Source organism: Massilia putida (genome assembly GCF_001941825.1).
Lineage (GTDB): Bacteria > Pseudomonadota > Gammaproteobacteria > Burkholderiales > Burkholderiaceae_D > Telluria > Telluria putida.
This window is the reverse complement of the sequence record NZ_CP019037.1, coordinates 339,584-359,905: the sequence shown is the minus strand read 5'-3', so window position 1 is coordinate 359,905 and position 20,322 is coordinate 339,584. Positions and strand designations below refer to the sequence as shown.

At 62.6% G+C, this 20,322-nt stretch carries 15 protein-coding genes and 1 other annotated feature; of the genes, 13 read left to right on the top strand and 2 right to left on the bottom strand.

Going from position 1 to position 20,322, the window contains the following annotated elements; genetic code table 11:
- Positions 1–57 precede the first annotated feature (57 nt).
- Positions 58–987 carry a LysR family transcriptional regulator gene (locus BVG12_RS01990; protein WP_075790918.1) on the top strand — a complete coding sequence of 310 codons (930 nt, stop codon included), beginning with the start codon at positions 58–60 and terminating at the stop codon, positions 985–987.
- Here the strand turns inward: BVG12_RS01990 and BVG12_RS01985 are convergent.
- A complete protein-coding gene (locus BVG12_RS01985; protein WP_075790917.1) occupies positions 978–2,600 on the bottom strand; it encodes a methyl-accepting chemotaxis protein in 1,623 nt (540 codons plus the stop codon). The genes BVG12_RS01990 and BVG12_RS01985 overlap by 10 nt on opposite strands.
- Before the next feature lie 297 nt (positions 2,601–2,897).
- On the opposite strand from BVG12_RS01985, the gene ppsA reads away from it, so the two are divergent.
- Complete coding sequence (gene ppsA / locus BVG12_RS01980; RefSeq protein WP_229503639.1) at positions 2,898–5,252, top strand: phosphoenolpyruvate synthase; 2,355 nt, start codon at positions 2,898–2,900, stop codon at positions 5,250–5,252.
- A gap of 2 nt (positions 5,253–5,254) precedes the next feature.
- The gene (locus tag BVG12_RS01975; protein WP_075790915.1) at positions 5,255–6,295 is read left to right on the top strand and encodes a PrpF domain-containing protein; all 1,041 of its coding nucleotides are present in this window, start codon (positions 5,255–5,257) and stop codon (positions 6,293–6,295) included.
- Between the two features lie 83 nt (positions 6,296–6,378).
- Here the strand turns inward: BVG12_RS01975 and BVG12_RS01970 are convergent.
- Positions 6,379–7,601, bottom strand: a protein-coding gene (locus BVG12_RS01970) for an IS3 family transposase (RefSeq protein ID WP_156895495.1) whose coding sequence is annotated in 2 segments (ribosomal slippage) — positions 6,379–7,313 and positions 7,313–7,601 — 1,224 coding nt in all. Because the reading frame shifts where the segments join, the coding sequence is not laid out codon by codon here.
- Positions 7,207–7,323 (bottom strand) — a sequence feature (AL1L pseudoknot). Its footprint overlaps the gene before it by 117 nt.
- A 120-nt stretch (positions 7,602–7,721) precedes the next feature.
- Between BVG12_RS01970 and BVG12_RS01960 the strand changes: the two genes are divergently transcribed.
- The 10 genes from BVG12_RS01960 to BVG12_RS01915 all read left to right on the top strand — a co-directional run bounded on the left by BVG12_RS01960 (position 7,722) and on the right by BVG12_RS01915 (position 20,248).
- On the top strand, positions 7,722–8,513 hold the full coding sequence (locus BVG12_RS01960) for an SDR family NAD(P)-dependent oxidoreductase (protein WP_075790913.1): 792 nt from the start codon (positions 7,722–7,724) through the stop codon (positions 8,511–8,513).
- Between the two features lie 101 nt (positions 8,514–8,614).
- Positions 8,615–9,022: a c-type cytochrome gene (locus BVG12_RS01955; protein WP_083684401.1), complete on the top strand. Its 408-nt coding sequence runs from the start codon at positions 8,615–8,617 to the stop codon at positions 9,020–9,022.
- A complete protein-coding gene (locus BVG12_RS01950) occupies positions 9,019–9,567 on the top strand; it encodes a hypothetical protein (protein WP_075790911.1) in 549 nt (182 codons plus the stop codon). The genes BVG12_RS01955 and BVG12_RS01950 overlap by 4 nt, the downstream gene beginning before the upstream one ends.
- 11 nt (positions 9,568–9,578) lie before the next feature.
- Positions 9,579–11,117: an FAD-binding oxidoreductase gene (locus tag BVG12_RS01945; protein WP_075790910.1), complete on the top strand. Its 1,539-nt coding sequence runs from the start codon at positions 9,579–9,581 to the stop codon at positions 11,115–11,117.
- 24 nt (positions 11,118–11,141) lie between these two features.
- A complete protein-coding gene (locus tag BVG12_RS01940) occupies positions 11,142–12,095 on the top strand; it encodes a LysR family transcriptional regulator (protein ID WP_075790909.1) in 954 nt (317 codons plus the stop codon).
- 159 nt (positions 12,096–12,254) lie between these two features.
- Positions 12,255–13,538, top strand: a complete 1,284-nt coding sequence (locus BVG12_RS01935; RefSeq protein WP_075790908.1) for an MFS transporter — start codon at positions 12,255–12,257, stop codon at positions 13,536–13,538.
- A gap of 78 nt (positions 13,539–13,616) precedes the next feature.
- Positions 13,617–15,290 carry a DUF1302 domain-containing protein gene (locus BVG12_RS01930; protein WP_075790907.1) on the top strand — a complete coding sequence of 558 codons (1,674 nt, stop codon included), beginning with the start codon at positions 13,617–13,619 and terminating at the stop codon, positions 15,288–15,290.
- 25 nt (positions 15,291–15,315) lie between these two features.
- On the top strand, positions 15,316–16,659 hold the full coding sequence (locus BVG12_RS01925; RefSeq protein WP_156895494.1) for a DUF1329 domain-containing protein: 1,344 nt from the start codon (positions 15,316–15,318) through the stop codon (positions 16,657–16,659).
- Between the two features lie 65 nt (positions 16,660–16,724).
- Positions 16,725–17,807 (top strand): WD40/YVTN/BNR-like repeat-containing protein, encoded by a 1,083-nt coding sequence (locus BVG12_RS01920; protein ID WP_075790906.1) that lies wholly within the window; start codon positions 16,725–16,727, stop codon positions 17,805–17,807.
- Entirely contained in the window at positions 17,804–20,248 is a 2,445-nt protein-coding gene (locus BVG12_RS01915; RefSeq protein ID WP_083684398.1) for an efflux RND transporter permease subunit, read from the top strand. Before BVG12_RS01920 ends, BVG12_RS01915 begins: the two co-directional genes overlap by 4 nt.
- The last annotated feature ends 74 nt before the right edge of the window (positions 20,249–20,322 follow it).

The following is a 20,322-nucleotide window of genomic DNA, read 5'->3' as shown; positions in this document are numbered from 1 at the left end:
GGTACTGATCCCGAAAGATGGCATAATTAGCTCACTGATACCCAAAAGCTATCGCTCATGAAACTCAGCCAATTGCGTAATTTCCTCGCCGTCGCCGAGATGGGCAGCGTGCGGGCCGCGGCGCGCCACCTCGGCCTGGCGCAGCCCGTCGTGTCGCGCGGACTCCAGGAGCTGGAGCGCGAACTGGACGTGTCGCTGTTCGAACGGAATGCGCGCGGCGTCACCCTGACGGCGATGGGCGTGCGCCTGCTCGACCGGGCGCGGACGATCCAGAACGAGATGCGCCGCGCGCAGGAAGACATCGCGCAGCTGCGGGGCGGGACGGAGGGGACGCTGAACGTGTGCCTGTCGACGGTGCCGCACATCGCGCTGCTGCCGTACGCCTTGAAGACGTTCCGGCAGCGCTATCCGGACGTGCAGCTGGACGTGCTCGACGGCGTGTTTCCGGCCGCCGAAGCGAAACTGAAGAATGGGGAGCTGGACTGCTATGTCGGGCCGGCACCCGAGCAGCCGCCGGGGTCCGACCTCGTCGTGGAAAAGCTGTTCGACAACACGCGCGTCGTCCTGTGCCGGCGCGGCCATCCGCTGTCGAAGGCGCGCTCGCTCGCCGACCTGCAGGGCGCGGAATGGATCAGCACGACGGTGACGTTCAAGCCGGAGGAAGAGTTCGCGCCGCTGTTCGAGCAGCACGGACTGCCCGTTCCGCGCCTCGTCATGCGCGCGCATTCGGCGCTCACCTACATTACGACCATCGCGTATTCCGACTTCCTTGCGATGCTGCCCGTGCAGTGGGCCGAATTCGAGATCACGCGCAACGCCCTCGACATCATCCGTGTGAAGGAGGTCCTCCCGGCGCCGCCGATCTGCATCGTACGGCGCGGCGACCTGCCGCTCACGCCGGCGGCGCAGTATTTTTGCGACATGATCCGGCGCGCCGGCATCCACCTCGAGCAGGAGCGGACACGCCGGAGCGGGCGTCAGGCGTAACCGAGGCGCACCGCGGGAGCAGAAGCGCGGCGCGGCTGCGATGCCGGCGGCGTGCGGTCGCGAGGGACGGTCTCGTCCAGCACGAACAGGCTGACCGTGCCCGTCAGCGCCTCGGTCTGTTCCTGCATCGATTCGGACGCGGCGGCAGCTTCCTCGACGAGGGCGGCGTTCTGCTGCGTCACCTGGTCCATCTGGGCCAGCGCCGTGTTGATCTGGACGATGCCCGCCGCCTGTTGCTGGCTGGCCTCGTCGATGTGCGCCATCAGCGCCGCGACCTGCGCGATCCGGTCGACCATCGCGCCGATGGTGCGGCCGGCACGGTCCGCGTCCGCGCGGCCTTCGTCGACGCGCGCCACCGATTCCTCGATCAGGGCCTTGATTTCGCGCGCGGCGGTGGCGGAGCGCTGCGCCAGGTTGCGCACCTCGCTCGCGACGACGGCAAAGCCGCGTCCCTGTTCGCCGGCCCGCGCCGCCTCGACCGCCGCGTTCAGCGCGAGGATATTGGTCTGGAAGGCGATGCCGTCGATCATGCCGGTGATGTCGGCGATCTTGCGCGACGACGCGTCGATGGCGGCCATGGTCTCGACCACCTGGCCGACTTCTCGTCCGCCGGTACGCGCCGTCTCGAGGGCTTCGCCGGCGATCCGGTTCGCGTCGCGTGCATACTCCGCGCTGTCGCGCACGGCGCCGGTCAATTCTTCCATCGACGAGGCGGTTTCCTCGAGCGACGCGGCCTGCTCTTCCGTACGCGACGACAGGTCCGCCGTGCCGCTGGCGATCTCACCGGCCGCCGTACGGATCGCATCGGCGCCGCCGCGCACTTGTCCGACGATGTGGCACAGCCCGGCATTCATCGTGCGCAGCGACTGGAACAGCTGCGCGATTTCATCCTTGCCAGTCACCTCGATCCGGCTGTCGAGCCGGCCGTCGGCGATGGCGCCGGCGATGCCGACGGCCTGGCGCAGCGGCGCCGTGATGCTGCGACTGATCAGCCACGCCAGCGCCGCCGCCAGCAGGAGGCCGGCCGTGCCCAGGGCCACGCTCAAGGTGCGCGCGTTGCCATAGGCCTGCTCCGCTTCCGCACCGCTCTTCGCCATCAGCTTGCCGCCGATGCCGACGAGTTCGCGGACTTGCGCGACGTAGGCGGCCTGGTTGACGGCCATGCCCGTCGACAGCCAGGCGGAGGCCTCGTCGCGCTTGCCGGCGGCGACGAGTTCCAGCACGCGCGCCCGGTCGGCATCGCAGTGCGCCTTGAGTTCGTGCAGTTTGGCCATGATCTGACGCCCCTTGTCCGTGGTGGCGTTGCGCTCGACCCATGCCAGGTCAGCCATCACCTCGGCATCGCGCGCCTTCAGTTGGACGAGCTCGGCCTCGGCTGCGGCCGGGGTGGCGGCGAGGACGATATTGCGCGTGGCGATCGACACGTCCTTGATGCCATCCAGCGCCGCGGTGCTGCGCATGACTTTCGGAAAACGGTCGTTGATGACGAGCGACAGCGCCCCGTTGACGGAGGCGAGGCTGGCGATGCCGAGCACGGCCATGCCGCACAACAGCAGGAGGATGGCGCCAAATGCGGCGCCCAGGCGGGTCTGGATGGTGATGGTGCGTAGCATGGTGTCTCCGGCATTGTTAGTTTCCTTATGGAATCATGATGCTACAAGCCGTTCCCGTCTTTACGCCAGATGACAGAAATGTCGAGGTGATACCCAGGATGTATCACTATCAGTGAACGCCGCGCTTCCGCGCGATATTCGCACATGCGATGGCTGTCGTGGATAGGGTACTTCTACGGTATTGACCGGGCTGGCCGGGCTTCGGTAAGTTGCCATCCAACTTGGGATTCCATCATCAAAAGGCGTTTCACCATGACCCACCAATCCACTTACGTCGCCTCGTTCGACGATCTACGCATGACCGACGTCGAGTCGGTCGGCGGCAAGAACGCGTCGCTCGGCGAGATGATCAGCCAGCTGGCCGAGGCCGGCGTGCGCGTGCCGGGCGGCTTCGCCACCACGGCCCAGGCGTTCCGCGACTTCCTGGACCACTCGGTCGACGGCGGGGACTCCCTCGGCGAGCGCATCGCCAAGCGCCTCGAAGGCCTGGACGTGGACGACGTCCGCACCCTGGCCGCCAGCGGCGCCGAGATCCGCCAGTGGATCATCGACACCCCGTTCCAGCCGCGCCTGCAGGCGGAAATCGAAGCCTTCTACGACCGTCTCGTGGCCGATTCGGACACGGAAGTGTCGTTCGCCGTCCGTTCGTCCGCCACCGCGGAAGACCTGCCGGACGCCTCGTTCGCGGGCCAGCAGGAGACGTTCCTGAACGTCGTCGGCATCGACAACGTGCTGGAAGCGATGAAGCACGTGTTCGCGTCGCTGTACAACGACCGCGCGATCTCGTACCGCGTGCACAAGGGCTTCACCCACGCCGAGGTCGCGCTGTCGGCCGGCGTGCAGCGCATGGTCCGTTCCGACACGGGCGCCGCCGGCGTCATGTTCACCATCGACACGGAATCCGGTTTCAAGGACGTCGTGTTCGTCACGTCGAGCTACGGCCTGGGCGAGACCGTCGTGCAGGGCGCCGTCAACCCGGACGAGTTCTACGTGCACAAGCCGATGCTGGAGCAGGGCAAGAAGCCCGTCATCCGCAAGAACATCGGCTCCAAGCTGATCAAGATGGAATTCACGAAGGAAGCCAAGGCCGGCCGCTCCGTGCAGACCGTCGACGTGCCGATCGAGCAGCGCAACCGTTATTCGCTGACCGACGAGGAAGTCGTCGAGCTGGCCAAGTATGCCGTCATCATCGAGAAGCACTATCAGCGCCCGATGGACATCGAGTGGGGCAAGGATGGCCGCGACGGCAAGCTGTACATCCTGCAGGCGCGTCCGGAAACCGTGAAGTCGCAGCAGAAGGCGACGGATTCGCAGCAACGCTTCAAGCTGAAGGGTACCGGTACCGTGCTGACGTCGGGCCGCGCGATCGGCCAGAAGATCGGCGCCGGTCCGGTCCGTGTCATCAACGACCCGTCCGAAATGGAACGCGTACAGCCGGGCGACGTCCTCGTTGCCGACATGACCGACCCGAACTGGGAACCGGTCATGAAGCGCGCCTCGGCCATCGTCACCAACCGTGGCGGCCGCACGTGCCACGCGGCGATCATCGCCCGTGAACTGGGCGTGCCGGCCGTCGTCGGCTGCGGCGACGCGACCGGGCTGCTTGCGGACGGCACGTTCGTGACCGTGTCCTGCGCCGAAGGCGACGAAGGCCGCATCTACGAGGGCGAACTCGCGTTCGACATCACCCACGTGAAACAAGGTGAACTGCCGAAGATCCCGGCGAAGATCATGCTCAACGTCGGCAATCCGCAGCTCGCGTTCGACTTCCAGTCCGTGCCGAATGCGGGCGTCGGTCTCGCCCGCCTCGAGTTCATCATCAACAACAACATCGGCGTCCATCCGAAGGCAATCCTCGCCTACCCGGACATCGACGCCGACCTGAAAAAGGCCGTGGAATCGGTGGCGCGCGGCCATGCATCGCCGCGCGCGTTCTACGTCGACAAGCTGGCCGAAGGCGTGGCGACGATCGCCGCCGCGTTCTGGCCGAAGCCCGTCATCGTGCGCCTGTCCGACTTCAAGTCGAACGAGTACAAGAAGCTGATCGGCGGTTCGCGCTACGAGCCGGACGAGGAAAACCCGATGCTGGGCTTCCGCGGCGCCGCGCGCTACCTGGCCGAGGACTTCGCCGAATCGTTCGAGATGGAATGCATGGCGCTGAAACGCGTGCGCGACGAGATGGGTCTGACGAACGTCGAGATCATGATCCCGTTCGTGCGCACGCTGGGCCAGGCCGAGAAGGTTGTCAACCTGCTGGCGAAATATGGCCTGAAGCGCGGCGAGAACGGCCTGCGCGTCATCATGATGTGCGAAGTGCCGTCGAACGCCATCCTGGCCGAGCAGTTCCTGCAGTACTTCGACGGCTTCTCGATTGGTTCGAACGACCTGACGCAGCTCACGCTGGGTCTCGACCGCGACTCCGGCGTGGAGTTGCTGGCCAAGGACTTCGACGAGTCGGATCCGGCGCTCCAGGCGCTGCTGACGCTCGTCATCTGGGCGTGCCGGTCGAAGAGTAAATACATCGGTATCTGCGGTCAGGGGCCGTCGGACAATCCTGAGTTTGCGGCCTGGCTGATGGAGCAAGGCATCGAATCGATGTCGCTGAATCCGGACTCTGTGATCGATACGTGGCAGAAGCTGGCGGCGATTTAATCATGAACATTCCAACTCATATCGATATTCCGGTAAGCCGGATGGAAGGCGACTCGGGCGAAGTCTTGTTGTGCCGCCTCGAGGACTTGCCGGCGAACGCGCGCGTGCCGGGACCTGCGCGCGATGACCTGTTCGTGCGCTTGGCCGATGTCCAGCGCACGCGACACATGCTCGTCGTGTCTGCGAGCATGCGCCCCTGCCATGACGTGGATTGCGTCGCCGCGTATGTCGCCGACGACGGGACGAACATCAACTGGGACCGCGACTGTATCGGCCATGCCGCCGCGATCGGCGTGTTCGCGATCCGGCAAGGTTTCATTCATCGCGAACGGCTGCCCCGGGAGGGAACGTTTGCCGTGCGAATCTGGCAGCAGAACGTACGCAAGACGATCATCGTTCATGTCCCGGTCGCGGACAACGCGGTCGAAGGCGTTCGCGTCGAACTCGTCGATCCTGTCGCGACGCCGCGGCCGGGGACGGGCTCCATCTTCCCTACCGGCAACGCCGTCGACCGGTTCGACTTGCCGGGATTTGACACGGTGAGCGCCACGTTGATCGATATCGGTACGCCGACCATGCTGGTCGACATCGCAGACAGCGGCGCGTCCGGAGCCGGTGGCGCGGGTGCGGAGCTCACCCGTGTCTTGCGTGCCGCCGGCGCGGCACGGATGGGCAGGGCCAGTCCCATCCCGCGCATCGTATATGTGTCGGCACCGCGCGCATTTGTGGCCGCTGATGGCGCCCATGTCGCGGGCTGCGATGTCGATTTATGCGCGTGGGGTGCGGTGCCGGACTTGCTTGAGTCCGCGCCTGACGTAGTCACAATTGGCATCGGGGCAGGCATACCCGGTACTGTCGTTAACCGTAAAATGGAGTCCGTTGCGCGGAACACGATCAGAGTGGGTTATCCCGAGGGTATCGTGTCGGTAGTTGCTTCAGTGCGGTGCATGGATGGAGAATGGATCGTGACCAGGGTGCTCTTGCGTGGATCCGCCCGCGCTCTATCCGAGAACATCGTGCGTTTGCTGAATCAGGCGGGTTAGAGCAATACGGTGTCAGAGAGCAATCAGCGCACTCCTGAAAGGTTTGAACCGCCCCGGCTTTCGTGGAGGCCGGTTAGTGTGAGTCAGGCCGGGATGGCTTGACTGCTCAGTTGCTTGTAATAGTTTGCCTCAGCTTCGGCCGGCGGTATATAGCCGAGTGGCTCAAGCAGGCGGTGGTGGTTAAACCAGGACACCCATTCCAGCGTGGCCAGTTCGACGGCCTCACGCGTCTTCCAAGGAGCGCGGCGGTGGATCAACTCAGCCTTGTAGAGTCCGTTGATGGTCTCGGCCAAAGCGTTGTCGTAGCTGTCGCCCTTGCTGCCCACAGACGGCTCAATGCCGGCTTCTGCCAGACGCTCGCTGTACCGAATCGACACGTATTGCGAGCCGCGGTCGCTATGGTGTACCAACGCGTTTCGTTCCGGCTGACGCGCGTACAAGGCCTGCTCCAAGGCGTCGAGGACGAAGTCTGTCCGCATCGAGCTGCTGACACGCCAGCCGACGATGCGCCGGGCAAAGACGTCGATGACGAAAGCTACGTAGACGAAGCCCTGCCAGGTCGAGACATAAGTGAAATCGCTGACCCACAGCTGGTTCGGCCGCTGCGCCTTGAATTGGCGGTTGACCCGGTCGAGCGGGCATGGCGCCTTCGCATCCGCTACCGTGGTGCGCACGACCTTGCCGCGCATGACGCCTCGCAGGCCGGCCTTGCGCATCAAGCGCTCCACCGTACAGCGGGCCACATCGGTTCCCTCACGCCGCAGTTGGCGCCACACTTTGTCGGCCCCGTAGACCTGCAGGTTCGCCTGCCAGACCCGTTCGATCTCGACGCTCAGCACGTCGTCGCGCTGGACTCGTGAACAGCGCAGTGCCGGATTGCGCTGCTGCGCCGCGTGTCGCCAGTAGCCCGACGGCGCGACCTGCATCACCCGGCAGATCGGCTCGACACCGTAAGCATGGCGGTACTGGTCGATGAATGCCCTCACGATTTGAAGCGGCGGTCGAGCTCCGCCTGGGCGAAAAACGCACTCGCCAGACGCAGGATCTCGTTTGCCTTGCGCAGCTCGCGCACTTCACGCTCCAGCGCCTTGATGCGCTCCTCCTCGGCGGTGGTCGGCCCTGGACGCTGGCCGGTATCGCGCTCCTGCTGGCGTACCCAGCGACGTAGGGTTTCAGGTGTGCAGCCGATCTTGGCTGCGATCGATTCGATGGCTGCCCACTGCGAGTTGTACTCGCTGGCGGCCTCGCTGACCATGCGCACGGCGCGCTCGATGACTTCTGGGGAATACTTGGGTTGCTTCTTCATAGCTCCATTTTCTCAAACAATGGAGCCTCTACAAAACCCGGGGCGGTTCAATCCACCGCGGGCTATCTTTCGATAGGAGACCGTCTCTGTCGGCGCTTTCAGAATACTGAGAAAGCAATTATGAAAATTAACGGAGACATTGTGGACAGATTCAACAATCAAGTAGTCGTGATCACCGGTGCTGCTTCCGGCATCGGCGCCGCCACTGCCGCGCTGTTTGCCCGGGAGGGCGCTTCGGTCGTAGTGGCGGACATCGCGTCGACGGCATCGACAGTGCAAGCAATCAAGGATGCCGGCGGTGCTGCTATTGGTATCGAAGCTGATATCGCTACCAGCGCTGGCGCGCAAGCCACTGTGCGCTGCGCTATCGAACGTTTCGGACGCTTGGACATTCTTATCAACAACGCCGGCATTGGCACCGCGGCGATGACCGAGGCAACGACCGAAGAGGCATGGGACAAGTATTTCGACGTCAATGTCAAGTCGGGCTTCCTGTGCACCAAGTTTGCCTTACCCCATCTGCGCGAAGCCGAACGTCCCGTGGTCCTGTTCACCTCCTCGATCGCCGGCTTGGAGGGCGTCACCGGATTGATGGCCTATTGTGCATCCAAGGCTGCCGTGATCAATATGGCGCGATCGATGGCGCTCGAGTTCGCCGGGGAAGGAATTCGAGTCAACGTGGTTTGCCCGGGCGCCACCGAAACTCCGATGCTGCGCGGTGCTGCCATTCCTCTGGATGTCTTCGCCAACCAGCTCCCGCTGAGACGGTTAGTGCAGCCGGAAGAGATCGCGCAGGGTTTCGCTTACCTGGCCTCAAGCGCTGCAGGCTCGATCACTGGTCAGGTCCTGACCATCGACGGCGGATTCACGGCTGGAGACTTCAAGTCGGGCGCGTTTTCGGATAAGGCCTGACGCGGTTTAGTAACCAGTCAGGTTATTTCATTCATACATGGAGGCGGGACGCCGCCGTGCGTCTGCGCGCCGCAATATTCTCTTTAACTCGGGGTACAAGCATGTTTCGAGCACTTCACGCCATTTCTGTCGTGCGCCGCTGCGCACTGAGCGCATGGGGCGCCGCTGTCTTCATGGCCTCGCTTCCGACGCTTGCCCAAGCGCAGGCCGCAGGCGAATGGCGCAGCCCGCAACACATCTTCAAGCAGACCTGTGCGTTTTGCCACGGCACCGGTGTCGGTCCGGAGTTGCGCGGACGTCAGCTGCCGCCGGAGTACATCTCTTACGTCATGCTCAACGGCCTGCGCGCAATGCCGGCGTTTCGTCCAACGGATTTTTCACCGGCCGAAGTCGCCGCCGTGGCCAAAATGCTCCATGAGAGTCCCGCACCAACGGACGCAAAGGGCGTAATAGCTGGCGGCACGCCGACAGCTGATGCAGGATCGAACAGTGTGGGAGCTGCCAAATGAGTCTGTCGCGTCGACAATTTGTCTCCGGGTCCATTTTGCTGGGCGCAAGCCTCGCGGCTGGGTCAACGCTCGCGAAAACCCTGTCATCGGTCCGGGCCTCGGGGACTTGGGCGGCTGATTCACCGTTACTGATCCGTACTGGCCTGCCGCTCGATCAAGACCTGGCGAACGGTACTGCCGCAGCCATGCGTGCGCTCGGCGGTGGCGCAGTCCGCGAACTCCGATTGCCCGCGCGCCTCGAGGGCGGCCTGGATGCGCTGGCTGCCCAGCTGGAGCCATACCGCAAGCAGTGCCTGGTGGGCATCATGATCGATTCGTCGTTCATGCTGCTCCAGGAGGCCGTGCGCGATTTTTCCGGCGCAGTGTTGTGGCACAGCGCGCATATGGCGGGCCGGTGTATATCGGGAGCCGAGTTGGGGCACGGGTTGGTTCAGGTCGCTGCAGGGCTGAATGGCGCTTCCGAGGTTCTGGGCCGTCAGTGCGAGGCGCATCGGACAGGCCCAGTCCAGGAAGCGAGCTTCGTTTCGTTCGTCATTGAAATTTAAAGGATCATCGTATGGAATCGTTTGCCGCGTTGCCACCAGGCGTATCGAAAGAGAAGTTCAGCCAGGCGCTCAAGGAATACCGGGCCGCTCTCGGCGAGGAAAACGTTATCGCGCAGATCGAGCGCTTGGTGCCCTACACGAAGATCATGATCCCGGAAAGCGAGACACTGCACCAGCCTTCGGGCGTGGTCGTGCCGCTCAACGTGGAGCAGGTTCAGCGGGTCTTGGCAATCAGTAACAAGTACAAGGTGCCGGTCTGGCCCATTTCGATCGGGCGCAATCTGGGCTATGGATCCGCCGCACCGGCATCGCCGGGCCAGCTGGTGATGGACCTGCGCCGCATGAACAAGATATTGGAAGTCGATCCCGTCATGTGCACGGCGCTCGTGGAGCCCGGGGTGACCTATACACAGCTGGACAATTACCTGCGCGAGAAAAACTATCCCTTGTGGCTCAGCTTCCCATCTTCGGGCGGAATCACTGGCCCGGTGGGCAATACGCTCGACCGCGGTGTTGGCTATAACCGCTATGGTCAGCACATGGCCAACTTCTGCGGCCTGGAAGTCGCGATGGCCAGCGGGGAGCTGCTGCGCACCGGCATGGGCGGGGTGGCGAATTCGAACACGTGGCAGTCGTATCGCTGGGGTTACGGTCCCTGGCTCGACGGCCTGTTCACTCAGTCGAACCTTGGTGTCGTAACCAAGATGGGCTTGTGGCTGATGCCGGCGCCACCCGCCAACAAGGCTTTCGTGGTTGGCTGGGCGGACGACGAAGGGGCGGCGCGAGGCGTTGACGTCGCGCGCCAGCTGACGTTGTCTGGCGTGCTGGAAAATGGCGTGCTCGGTCACGCGCTGTACGGCCTGGCATCGGAAATGCGCCGGACCGAGATTTATACCGGGACGGGTTCGATCCCTGATGAAGTGGTGGCACGGCTGTGCAAGAAGCTCGGCATCGGTCTATGGAATTTCGTCGGGACGCTGTATGGCACCCAGGAGCAGGTCGACGTCAACTGGAAGATCGTCAAGTCGGCATTTGCCGCCAGCGGCGGCCAAGTGTTCGCCAAGGACGAGATCAAGGAATCGTCCATGCTGAATCACTGGCACGGCAATATGACCGGAAAACTCGACCTGTCCGAATTCGGTATCTATAACTTCCGGGGCGGCGGTGGTTCGTCCTGGTTCGCGCCAGTCGTGCAGGCGCGCGGTAGCGAAGCGCTCAAACAGATCAAGATGACCAAAGCCGTGATGACCGAATTTGGCTTCGACTATCTGGGAGGCTTCCTGATGGGGGGGCGCCACATGGATCATGTCAGTGACGTGCTGTTCGACCGCAGCAATCCGGACGAGATGAAGCGCGCTTATGCCTGTTTCGACAAGCTGATAGCAGTCAACGCTGCGGCTGGTTATGCCGTGTACCGCACGAACACGGCGTTCATGGAGAAGGTGGCGGATACCTATGGCCCCGTGCAGCGCGCGATCCAGAAAAAACTCAAACGCGCGCTCGACCCGAACGGGATCATCGCGCCGGGAAAATCCGGCATCCGTATCTGACGTTCATCCTGCGGCGCTCGATAGATGGACCGGCTGCTGTCGATCGAAGCATTCGTCACGGTGGCGAATGCGAAGAGCTTTGCCGGAGCCGCGCGCCAGATGCGGGTCTCGAACTCGGTGGTGTCGACCCGTGTGCGCCAACTGGAGGAATATGTCGGCGGCGCGCTGTTTCATCGTAATACTCGCAGCCTCCAGTTATCCGAGCTGGGCGCTGCGTTCCTGTCCGAGTGTTCGGACATCGCCTTGCGCGCCGACCGCCTGGTCGACCAAATGCGTGACGTCCGAGGCTCGGTCAGCGGCCGCCTCAAGGTACACGCTTTGCCCGGTTTCGTGTTCGGCCACCTCGCTGAACACCTGCGTGATTTCCAGGATCGCCACCCCTCCATTGGTCTCGACCTCATCGTCAGCGACGACGTGATCGATCCTGTCCGGGATGGCATCGACTGTGCCCTCCAAATCTTCAACCCCGCGTCAGACGAACTGATCGGGCGCAAGGTATTCCAAGTGCGAAGGGTGCTATGCGCCTCGCCACGGTACTTGGAAAAACATGGTCAGCCACAGATTCCTGCAGCCTTGCGCGCGCACCGTTTAGGCCTGTATTCAGGCTATCCGACTCGGGACCGCTGGGTCTTCGCGCGCGATGGCCAGGAGATACGCATGGATCTGGAGCCGGTCCTGCGTACCAACAGCGTCCATCTGCTCAAGGAATACGCGATCGAGCATGCCGGAATCGTATGCGTGCCGACGGTCGTGGCGGCGGATGCCCTGCTCAGCGGCGAATTGGTCCCCGTTCTGGTCGAGTGGTCACTGTCTTCTTTCTGGCTTTCAGTCGTGTACGCGCGCTCGCATCGCGGCGGCGCCAAGCTGCGGTTGTTCATCGACAGCCTGCTTGCCCGATATACCGACGAGCCGCCTTGGGACGCGCAGCTGGTTGCCCGCGGGATCCTCGGCGCGGTCGACGGACAACGCGTCGAATAGGTCGCGTCGCTCCGCGTCCGGGCTGTCTTCTCCTACTATCCGGGCGAGCTATCTTTGGGTAGGTGCCGCATCCGTTCCGCGCACATATCTTGTGTTCATAACCAGCGTTCACACAATCGGTGCGGTGCCTTCGGTATCCGCAGAACTCAAGGAGACAAAATGCAACAGCGCGGATTCTGGCGTTACGAGAACGGCCTGCTGGCCATGATGTGCATGACCTTCGGCTTCGTTTTTTTCGATCGCATGGCGATCGTCTTCATGTTCCCATACATCGTCAAGGATATCGAGCTCACCAATACTCAGATGGGAATGCTGACCTCGATGCTGTCGTTGATGTGGGCGGTATCGGGCTACATGATTGGCGCATATGCGGACCGGCGAGGAAATCGCAAGGCCATTCTGGTGGCCATGGTTACCGTGTTTTCGATATGTTCCTTCCTGTCCGGGATGGCGACCTCGTTCCTGTTTCTGCTGCTGTTTCGCGGCGTGATGGGACTGGCGGAAGGGCCGGTACTGCCAATCGCACAGTCCATGATGGCAGAGGAGTCCTCTCCCGCCCGGCGTGGTTTCAATATGGGCCTGTTGCAGAACGGTGCGGGCAGTTTGATGTCCCTGCTGCTTGGCCCAATCATTGTGGTGGCACTGGCCGAAACCTTTACTTGGCGCGTCGCTTTTTTCATCTCCGGAATTCCAGGATTGATCATCGCTGCGCTGCTGTGGCGCTTCGTGCGAAAGAACCAAGCCGGGCAGGGCGGGCTTGAGGCACCGATCATGACTCGGCCGACGAGTGCCATGGCCTTTGGCCAGTTGCTGGCATACCGCAATATCGTCCTGTGTGTACTGATCAGCTGCGCATTCCTGACGTGGTTCATCGTTCTCGTCACGTTCGCACCAATCTATCTGGTCAAGCAGCGCGGTCTGTCGCCAGAGTCAATGAGTACCGTCATGGCGGCGCTTGGCATGGCCGCCGTGATCTGGGGCTTCGTCGCCCCCGCGCTGTCGGACCGCTTTGGACGCCGCCCGATCGTGGTGTTTTTCTGCCTGGTGTCGATACTGGCGCCGCTGTCGATCATCCACGTCCATGGCTCCGCCATGGTGATGGCGTGCGCAATCTTCTTCACCTACGCCGGTGCAGGCTGTCTTCCGCTGGTCATGGCGACCATTCCATCCGAAACCATTCCATCCCGTTATGTTGCCACAGCCCTGGGCTTGATCATGGGCGCGGGCGAAGTCATCGGCGGGGTGATTTCCCCGGTAGTCGCGGGTATGGCGGCGGATCGCTTTGGTGCCGAAGCGCCGTTCTGGATGTCGGCGGGCGGTGCGGCGCTAGCGACTGCGCTGGCACTGTGCCTAGTGGAGACCGCACCGGCGGCCCTTGAGCGCCGCCAGCGCATGGCTCCTGGCATTCCGGATTTGCGGTCGGGATTATCCGAGGACGCCTGATTTTCACGGTGGGGCAGGGCCACCACAACACTGTACAACAATCAAGTCGCACAACAACTACAAGGACAAGGAGACTGTATGCAAGCTCGCAACAACTGCAATCACGCAGGCAATGATCACGGCGGTCGTCTCAAGATCATCGCGCGTTCCATCGCCGGCGCCATGATACTGCTCGGGAGTGCAGGCATCGCACGCGGGACGGACATCCCGACTGGCAATCCCGACCTGAAGATCAGGTTCGACAATACCATCAAATACAGCGCCGCCTGGCGCGTCAAATCGCTCGATGAGCGAGTCGCCGCGCCAGGCGGCGACTATACCATCGCCAACCCGAACCTGGACGACGGCGATCGCAATTTCGGGAAGGGGCTGATCTCGAACCGCGTCGATCTGCTGTCCGAATTCGATATGGCGTATCAGGCGTATGGCCTGCGCGTCAGCGGCGCTGCGTGGTACGACGATGTCTACAACAGTCACAACGACAATCCGGGCCTGCCGACGTTGAACAGTGCGAGCGTAGGTGCCGGCAGTTTTACGGAAGCGACGCGTCGCCTGCATGGCCGTAAGGCCGAACTGCTGGACACCTTCGTGTACGGTAAATTCGATCTCGGCTCGATGCCGCTGACGGTGCGCGCAGGGCGCTACAACCTGTTGTACGGCGAGACGCTGTACATCGGGGGAAACGGCTTTTCCAACGCCCAGGTACCGATCGACGTCATCAAAGCCTTGTCGGTGCCGAACGCACAGTTCAAGGAGATCGGGATGCCGGTCGGCCAGGTGTCCGGCAATTTGCAAGTGGCAGCCGGTGTCTCGGTCGGTGCCTACTACCAGTACAAATGGCGCAAATACCGGTTGCCGGCCTCGGGTAGCTACTTCAGCTTTGCGGACTTCCTCGACGAAGGTGGCGAGCGTCTGCTGGTCGGACCTGGTGTGGCCTTCACGAGGACCAGAGACCAGGAGGCGCGCAATTCCGGGCAAGGCGGGATGCAGATCAAGTTCAAGCTGCCAGGCTCAGAAACGGAATTTGGCTTATACGCGGCCCAGTACCATGACAAGGTGCCGCTGCTGCAGATCCGTCCGGCTTCGGGCACCTATCAGCTGGTTTATCCGGAGGGGATCAAGACCTACGCGGCAAGCTTCTCGACGTTGTTCGGCGAAACCAACGTGTCGGGCGAGATCTCGGTACGCCGCAACACCCCGTTGGCACCGCTCGGCGGGGTTGTCGTCGCCCTCGATCCGAGCGCCGACAATGCTGGCAATCCGGCATACCCTACCGGGAATTCGTTCCATGCGAACACGTCCTTCATCACGCTGCTGCCGGCCAACAGCTTGTGGCAAGGAGCCCAACTGGTGGGTGAGCTCGCGTTCAACCGCCGCACCAGCATTACTCGCAATGCGGCCGCCTTGGACACGAACACCACACGTGACGCCTGGGCGACCAAGCTGGTGTTCGAGCCCTCGTACTTTCAAGTGCTACCGGGCGTCGACATGACCGTGCCGCTGGGTCTCGGCTACCAGCTGAGAGGTCGTTCGTCGGTGTTCCAGTACGCGCCGGAGCATGGTGGAGACGCCAGCATCGGTGTGAACGTCGATTACCAGAAGACTTGGCGCGCCAGCCTGCAGTACACGCAGTACCTGGGTCGCGCCGGTGCCGTCCTGTCCGGGCAGGGACTGCCGGGACAACCCTTGTCCTTTGCCCAGGTCTACAAGGACCGTAACTTCATTTCGCTCTCGGTCCAACGCACCTATTAATCGAAGAACCACGTCAGGAGACTCCATGAACCATCAAATGCATCGCGTCGGGCTGGCCGCTGCCCTGTGCCTGTCCAGCAGCATGCTGTACGCAGCTGTCGGCGCCGACGAGGCGGCCCAACTCAAGACCACGCTGACTCCGCTCGGCGCGGAGCGTGCCGGCAACAAGGACGGCACTATTCCGGCATGGCAGGGAGGCATCACCAAGGCCGTTGCGGCGAGCGGCAAACTGCCGGCCGATCCGTTCCCTAACGAGAAGCCAGTGTTGCAGATCACCGCTGCCAACATGGCGCAGTACGCCGACAAGCTGAACGACGGTACGCGTGCCTTGCTGAAGAAGTACCCCTCCTATCGCATCGATGTCTACCCGACGCATCGGACTGCCGCCGCGCCACAGTGGGTATACGAAAATACCTTCAAGAACGCCACCAACGCCAAGCTGACTCAGAATGGGTTGTCGATTACCGGCGCTTACGGCGGCGTGCCGTTCCCGATTCCTAAATCCGGTATCGAACTGTATTGGAATCACACCCTGCATCCGCGCGTGGCGTCCAACCAGTTCGGCTTCCGTAATATCGTCGGATCGGCCGACGGCCGCCGTACGCTCGCATCGCGCTCGGACAACAACAATCAGTTCCCGTACTACTTCAAGGATGGCTCGGCCGAGAAGTGGGACAAGAACTACCTGCTGTCGCGCTTCATGACCACGGAACCTCCTTTCAAGGCCGGCGAATCGCTCGTCGTCCGAGACAGCATCGACACTGCCAATGCGCGCGCTGCGTGGCAGTACCTGGTTGGCCAGCGCCGCGTGCGCCGCGCGCCGACGGTGGGCTATGACACGCCGGACTTCGTTGCCTCGGGAGCGAACTATTTCGATGAGGTCATCGGCTTCTGGGGAGGGCCTGACCGCTACGAGTGGAAGCTGATCGGGAAGAAGGAAATGTATATCCCGTACAACGACAACCGCTTCTTCAACACACCCGAAAAAGAAGCCTTCGTAGCGTTCCACACCAATCCCGACAAGGTGCGCTGGGAACTGCACAGGGTCTGGGTGGTCGAGGCCACGCTCGCGCCGGGCAAGCGTCACGCGATCCCGAAACGCACGTTCTACTTCGACGAGGACACCTGGGCGGTTGCGGGTATCGACGGTTATGACGCTGAAGGCAAACTGTGGCGCACCACCCAGGTGTTTCCATTCGTAGTGCCCGAAGTGCCGATCGTCGCCGCTGACGTCGTGATGGTCTACAACCTGCAGGCCGGCACGGTCAGCTGCATCCAGTGTCTGAATGACGAGTACTGGAAGCCGGTGGCGTCACGTCCGGACAGCTTCTTCACCGGCGACTCGCTCGGCGCCGACGGGGTGCGCTGAACCGCGCATCTGATGACCTCCCGCCCGGTCCGACCGGGCTGTTATCGACTGCTTACATCGATCCCATGACGTTCACATTCTTTCAACGCGGCCGTGCCGCGTGCCTGCTCGGCTGCATGCTGACGGTGCTGCTCGCAGGCTCCGGGCCGGCGGAGGCCGACACATTGAGCACACCGGCGAAAATGAGCACCCGCTCGAGCCAATCCGTATTACTCGCCGTTGCACGCGCCGGCAAGCGCCTCGTGTCGGTCGGCGAACGTGGTGTAGTTCTCCTGTCCGACGACAACGGCGGGTCTTGGAAACAGGCACACGTGCCAGTCAGCGTTGCCTTGACCGGTGTGACCTTCGCCACGGCGAAGAAGGGCTGGGCGGTAGGCCATGGCGGCGTGGTGCTGCATAGCGTCGACGGCGGTATGACCTGGGCCAAGCAGCTGGACGGGAACCAGGCGGCTGCCGCCATGCTGGCGGCAGCCGAGGCTGGCGCCAAGGATGCGCCTTCCCTGTCCGAGGCGAAGCGCATGGTGGCTGACGGAGCCGACAAGCCATTCCTGGATGTGTACTTTGCGGATGAACAGCACGGCATGATCGCCGGCGCCTACGGGCTGTTCTTTTCCACTGAAGATGGCGGTCGCAGCTGGATTCCGCGCCAAGGGGCAATCGACAACCCCAGAGGCAAGCACTTGTACCGCTTCCATGCTGGCGACCGTGCCTGGTATCTCGCGGGGGAACAAGGCGCGTTGTTCCGCTCGCAGGACCGAGGCCACAGCTGGAGCGCCTTGGCCACCCCCTACAACGGCACGTTCTTCGGCGTGCTGGAAGGCGCCAACGGCGAGCTGGTGGCATACGGCCTGCGCGGCAACGCGTGGTGGAGCGCCGATCAGGGCGCGAACTGGACCAAGAGCGAAACCGGTATGCCTGTCACTCTGACTGCCGGCGTGCGTGCCGGCGGTGCCTTGCTGCTAGCTGACGAAGCTGGCCATGTGCTGCGCAGTACCGATGGTGGTCGAAATTTCAAGCCGGTACCGGTAGCGCAGGCCGCACCGTTTACCGACGCCGTCATCGGCGCCGACGGCGCGCTGGTGCTGTCGGGCGCGCGCGGCATCAGCCTTGTGCGCGCGGACACCTTCACGATCGGAAGCAAACCATGAAACACGATACTTCGCTCGATGAGCATCCGGTGATCCGGGATCTGAAGAATTTTGACCTGCAATCAGGATCGCTCGCTGAACGCCTGCTTTTCAACAACCGGCTCGTGGTGATGGCGCTGTGTGTGCTGGTGACGCTCTTGCTTGGCCACCAGGCGCTTCGCCTGCAGCTCAACGCCAGCTTCGAGAAAATGATTCCGGCGAAGCACCCGTACATCGTCAACTACCAGGCGAACAAGGCTGAGCTGGCCGGCCTGGGCAATGCGTTGCGTGTGGTGGTGGTGGCGCGCCAGGGCAGTATCTTCGATGCGACCTACCTGGACACGTTAAAGAAGCTCAATGACGAACTGTTCCTGCTGCCGAGTGTAGAGCGTCCATTCATGAAGTCGCTGTGGACGCCCGCCACCCGCTGGGTCGGCGTGACCGAGGAAGGCTTGGACGGCGGCCCCGTCATCCCCGATGACTACGATGGCTCCGCGGCGAGCCTGGAAAAGGTGCGCTTGAACGTTGAGCGCTCGGGAGAAATCGGCCAGCTGGTAGCCCAGGACTACCAGTCAAGCATCATCCTGCTGCCCTTGAGCGAGTCGGCGGATGCCAACGGCAAGCCACTCGATTATCACGCGCTGTCGCAGCGGCTCGAACAGCTGCGTGCGAAGTATTCGAACGACAACATCGAAGTCCGGATCACCGGCTTCGCCAAGGTGGTGGGCGACCTGATCGACGGCATGCGCGAAGTGCTGATGTTCTTCGCCATCGCGATCGCGATATGTACCGCGATCCTGTTCTGGTACACGCGCTGTGTGCGCAGTACCGTGCTGGTCGTTCTGTGCTCATTGGTGGCCGTGGTCTGGTTGCTTGGGCTGTTACCGTTGCTCGGCTATGTGATCGATCCGTTTTCCGTCCTGGTGCCGTTTCTGGTGTTCGCCATCGGCATGAGCCACGGCGCCCAGAAAATGAATGGCATCATGCAGGATATCGGCCGTGGCACTCATCGGCTGGTGGCGGCGCGCTACACCTTTCGTCGCCTGTTCCTGGCGGGTCTGACGGCGTTGATGGCCGATGCGGTCGGGTTCGGCGTGCTGATGGTCATCCAGATCCAGGTCATCCAGGATTTGGCCGTCACTGCGAGCATCGGCGTGGCCATGCTGATCTTTACCAACCTGGTGCTGCTGCCGATCCTGCTGTCCTTCACCGGCGTAAGCGCGGCGGCGGCCCGGCGCAGTCTCGAGAGCGAAACGGCAGCCACCGGCAGCGCCCCCAAACATGCGTTCTGGGCTTTTCTCGACCTGTTCAGTCAGCGCAAGTGGGCCAGCGTCGCCATCGTGGTGGCGGCTGTCCTGGGCGTGCTCGGCTTTGCCGTCAGCCATCACCTCAAAATCGGCGACCTGAACCCGGGCGCTCCGGAACTGCGTCCAGATTCGCGCTACAACCAGGACAACGCTTACATCGCGCGGCATTACGCAGCCAGCAGCGACATCTACGTGGTGATGGTCAAGACCCCGCAGTTCCATTGCGCCCACTATCGTACCCTGGAGCAGGTCGATGCGCTCGAGTGGCAGCTGCAGCAGCTGCCGGGCGTGGCGTCGACCAAGTCGCTGGCTTCGCTGTCCAAGCTTGCGGCAGCAGGCATGAATGAAGGCAGCCTGGAGTGGTACGAGATACCACGTACGCAGGACATGCTCAACGCCATCATTACTCGTGCGCCGCGCGAGCTGTTCAACCAGAACTGTGACCTGCTCACCGTATATGCCTACCTGAAGGACCACAAAGCGGACACGCTCGACAGCGTGGTGCGCACCGTTGAGGAATTCTCACGCGCCAACGAACTGAAGGACGTGAAATTCTTGTCGGCGGCGGGCAATGCCGGCATCGAGGCGGCTACTAACATCGTCGTCAAGCGCGCCAATACCGAGATGCTGCTGCTGGTCTATGCGGCGGTCATCGTGCTGGCATTCATTGCCTTCCGTTCCTGGCGCGCGGTGGTGTGCGCTGTCCTGCCGCTCATGCTGACCTCCGTGCTGTGCGAAGCCTTGATGGTCGCACTCGGCATTGGTGTCAAGGTCGCGACTTTGCCGGTGATCGCGCTCGGGGTCGGGATCGGCGTCGACTATGCCCTCTATGTACTGACGGTGACGCTGGCGCACCAGCGGGCAGGCCTCTCGTTGTCCGAGGCGTACTACAAGGCCTTGCTGTTCACCGGGAAGGTGGTGGTGTTGACAGGGATAACGTTGGGCATCGCGGTAGCAACCTGGGCATTCTCTCCGATCAAATTTCAGGCCGACATGGGCATTTTGCTTGCCTTTATGTTTGTCGGGAATATGTTTGGGGCATTGATTTTGTTGCCCGCGCTGGGGCACTTCTTCCTGCGGTCAAAACCCTCCACCACCGTCACCCCCGACAGTGGGCGGCAGACGCCGCGCGCCGCCTCGGGCGCAAGCGTTTGAAAGCATGAGTCCGAGGGTCCGGTCGAAAGATAGGTGACCCGCGCCCTGCGCGGCCGTGTAATGGGAGCAGGAAT

What these genes read in the sequence shown, in the direction of transcription:
- BVG12_RS01990 (WP_075790918.1), top strand. Translation starts at nt 58, where the DNA reads ATGAAACTCAGCCAATTGCGTAATTTCCTCGCCGTCGCCGAGATGGGC.
- BVG12_RS01985 (WP_075790917.1), bottom strand. Translation starts at nt 2,600, where the DNA reads ATGCTACGCACCATCACCATCCAGACCCGCCTGGGCGCCGCATTTGGC.
- ppsA (WP_229503639.1), top strand. Translation starts at nt 2,898, where the DNA reads ATGACCGACGTCGAGTCGGTCGGCGGCAAGAACGCGTCGCTCGGCGAG.
- BVG12_RS01975 (WP_075790915.1), top strand. Translation starts at nt 5,255, where the DNA reads ATGAACATTCCAACTCATATCGATATTCCGGTAAGCCGGATGGAAGGC.
- BVG12_RS01960 (WP_075790913.1), top strand. Translation starts at nt 7,722, where the DNA reads ATGAAAATTAACGGAGACATTGTGGACAGATTCAACAATCAAGTAGTC.
- BVG12_RS01955 (WP_083684401.1), top strand. Translation starts at nt 8,615, where the DNA reads ATGTTTCGAGCACTTCACGCCATTTCTGTCGTGCGCCGCTGCGCACTG.
- BVG12_RS01950 (WP_075790911.1), top strand. Translation starts at nt 9,019, where the DNA reads ATGAGTCTGTCGCGTCGACAATTTGTCTCCGGGTCCATTTTGCTGGGC.
- BVG12_RS01945 (WP_075790910.1), top strand. Translation starts at nt 9,579, where the DNA reads ATGGAATCGTTTGCCGCGTTGCCACCAGGCGTATCGAAAGAGAAGTTC.
- BVG12_RS01940 (WP_075790909.1), top strand. Translation starts at nt 11,142, where the DNA reads ATGGACCGGCTGCTGTCGATCGAAGCATTCGTCACGGTGGCGAATGCG.
- BVG12_RS01935 (WP_075790908.1), top strand. Translation starts at nt 12,255, where the DNA reads ATGCAACAGCGCGGATTCTGGCGTTACGAGAACGGCCTGCTGGCCATG.
- BVG12_RS01930 (WP_075790907.1), top strand. Translation starts at nt 13,617, where the DNA reads ATGCAAGCTCGCAACAACTGCAATCACGCAGGCAATGATCACGGCGGT.
- BVG12_RS01925 (WP_156895494.1), top strand. Translation starts at nt 15,316, where the DNA reads ATGAACCATCAAATGCATCGCGTCGGGCTGGCCGCTGCCCTGTGCCTG.
- BVG12_RS01920 (WP_075790906.1), top strand. Translation starts at nt 16,725, where the DNA reads ATGACGTTCACATTCTTTCAACGCGGCCGTGCCGCGTGCCTGCTCGGC.
- BVG12_RS01915 (WP_083684398.1), top strand. Translation starts at nt 17,804, where the DNA reads ATGAAACACGATACTTCGCTCGATGAGCATCCGGTGATCCGGGATCTG.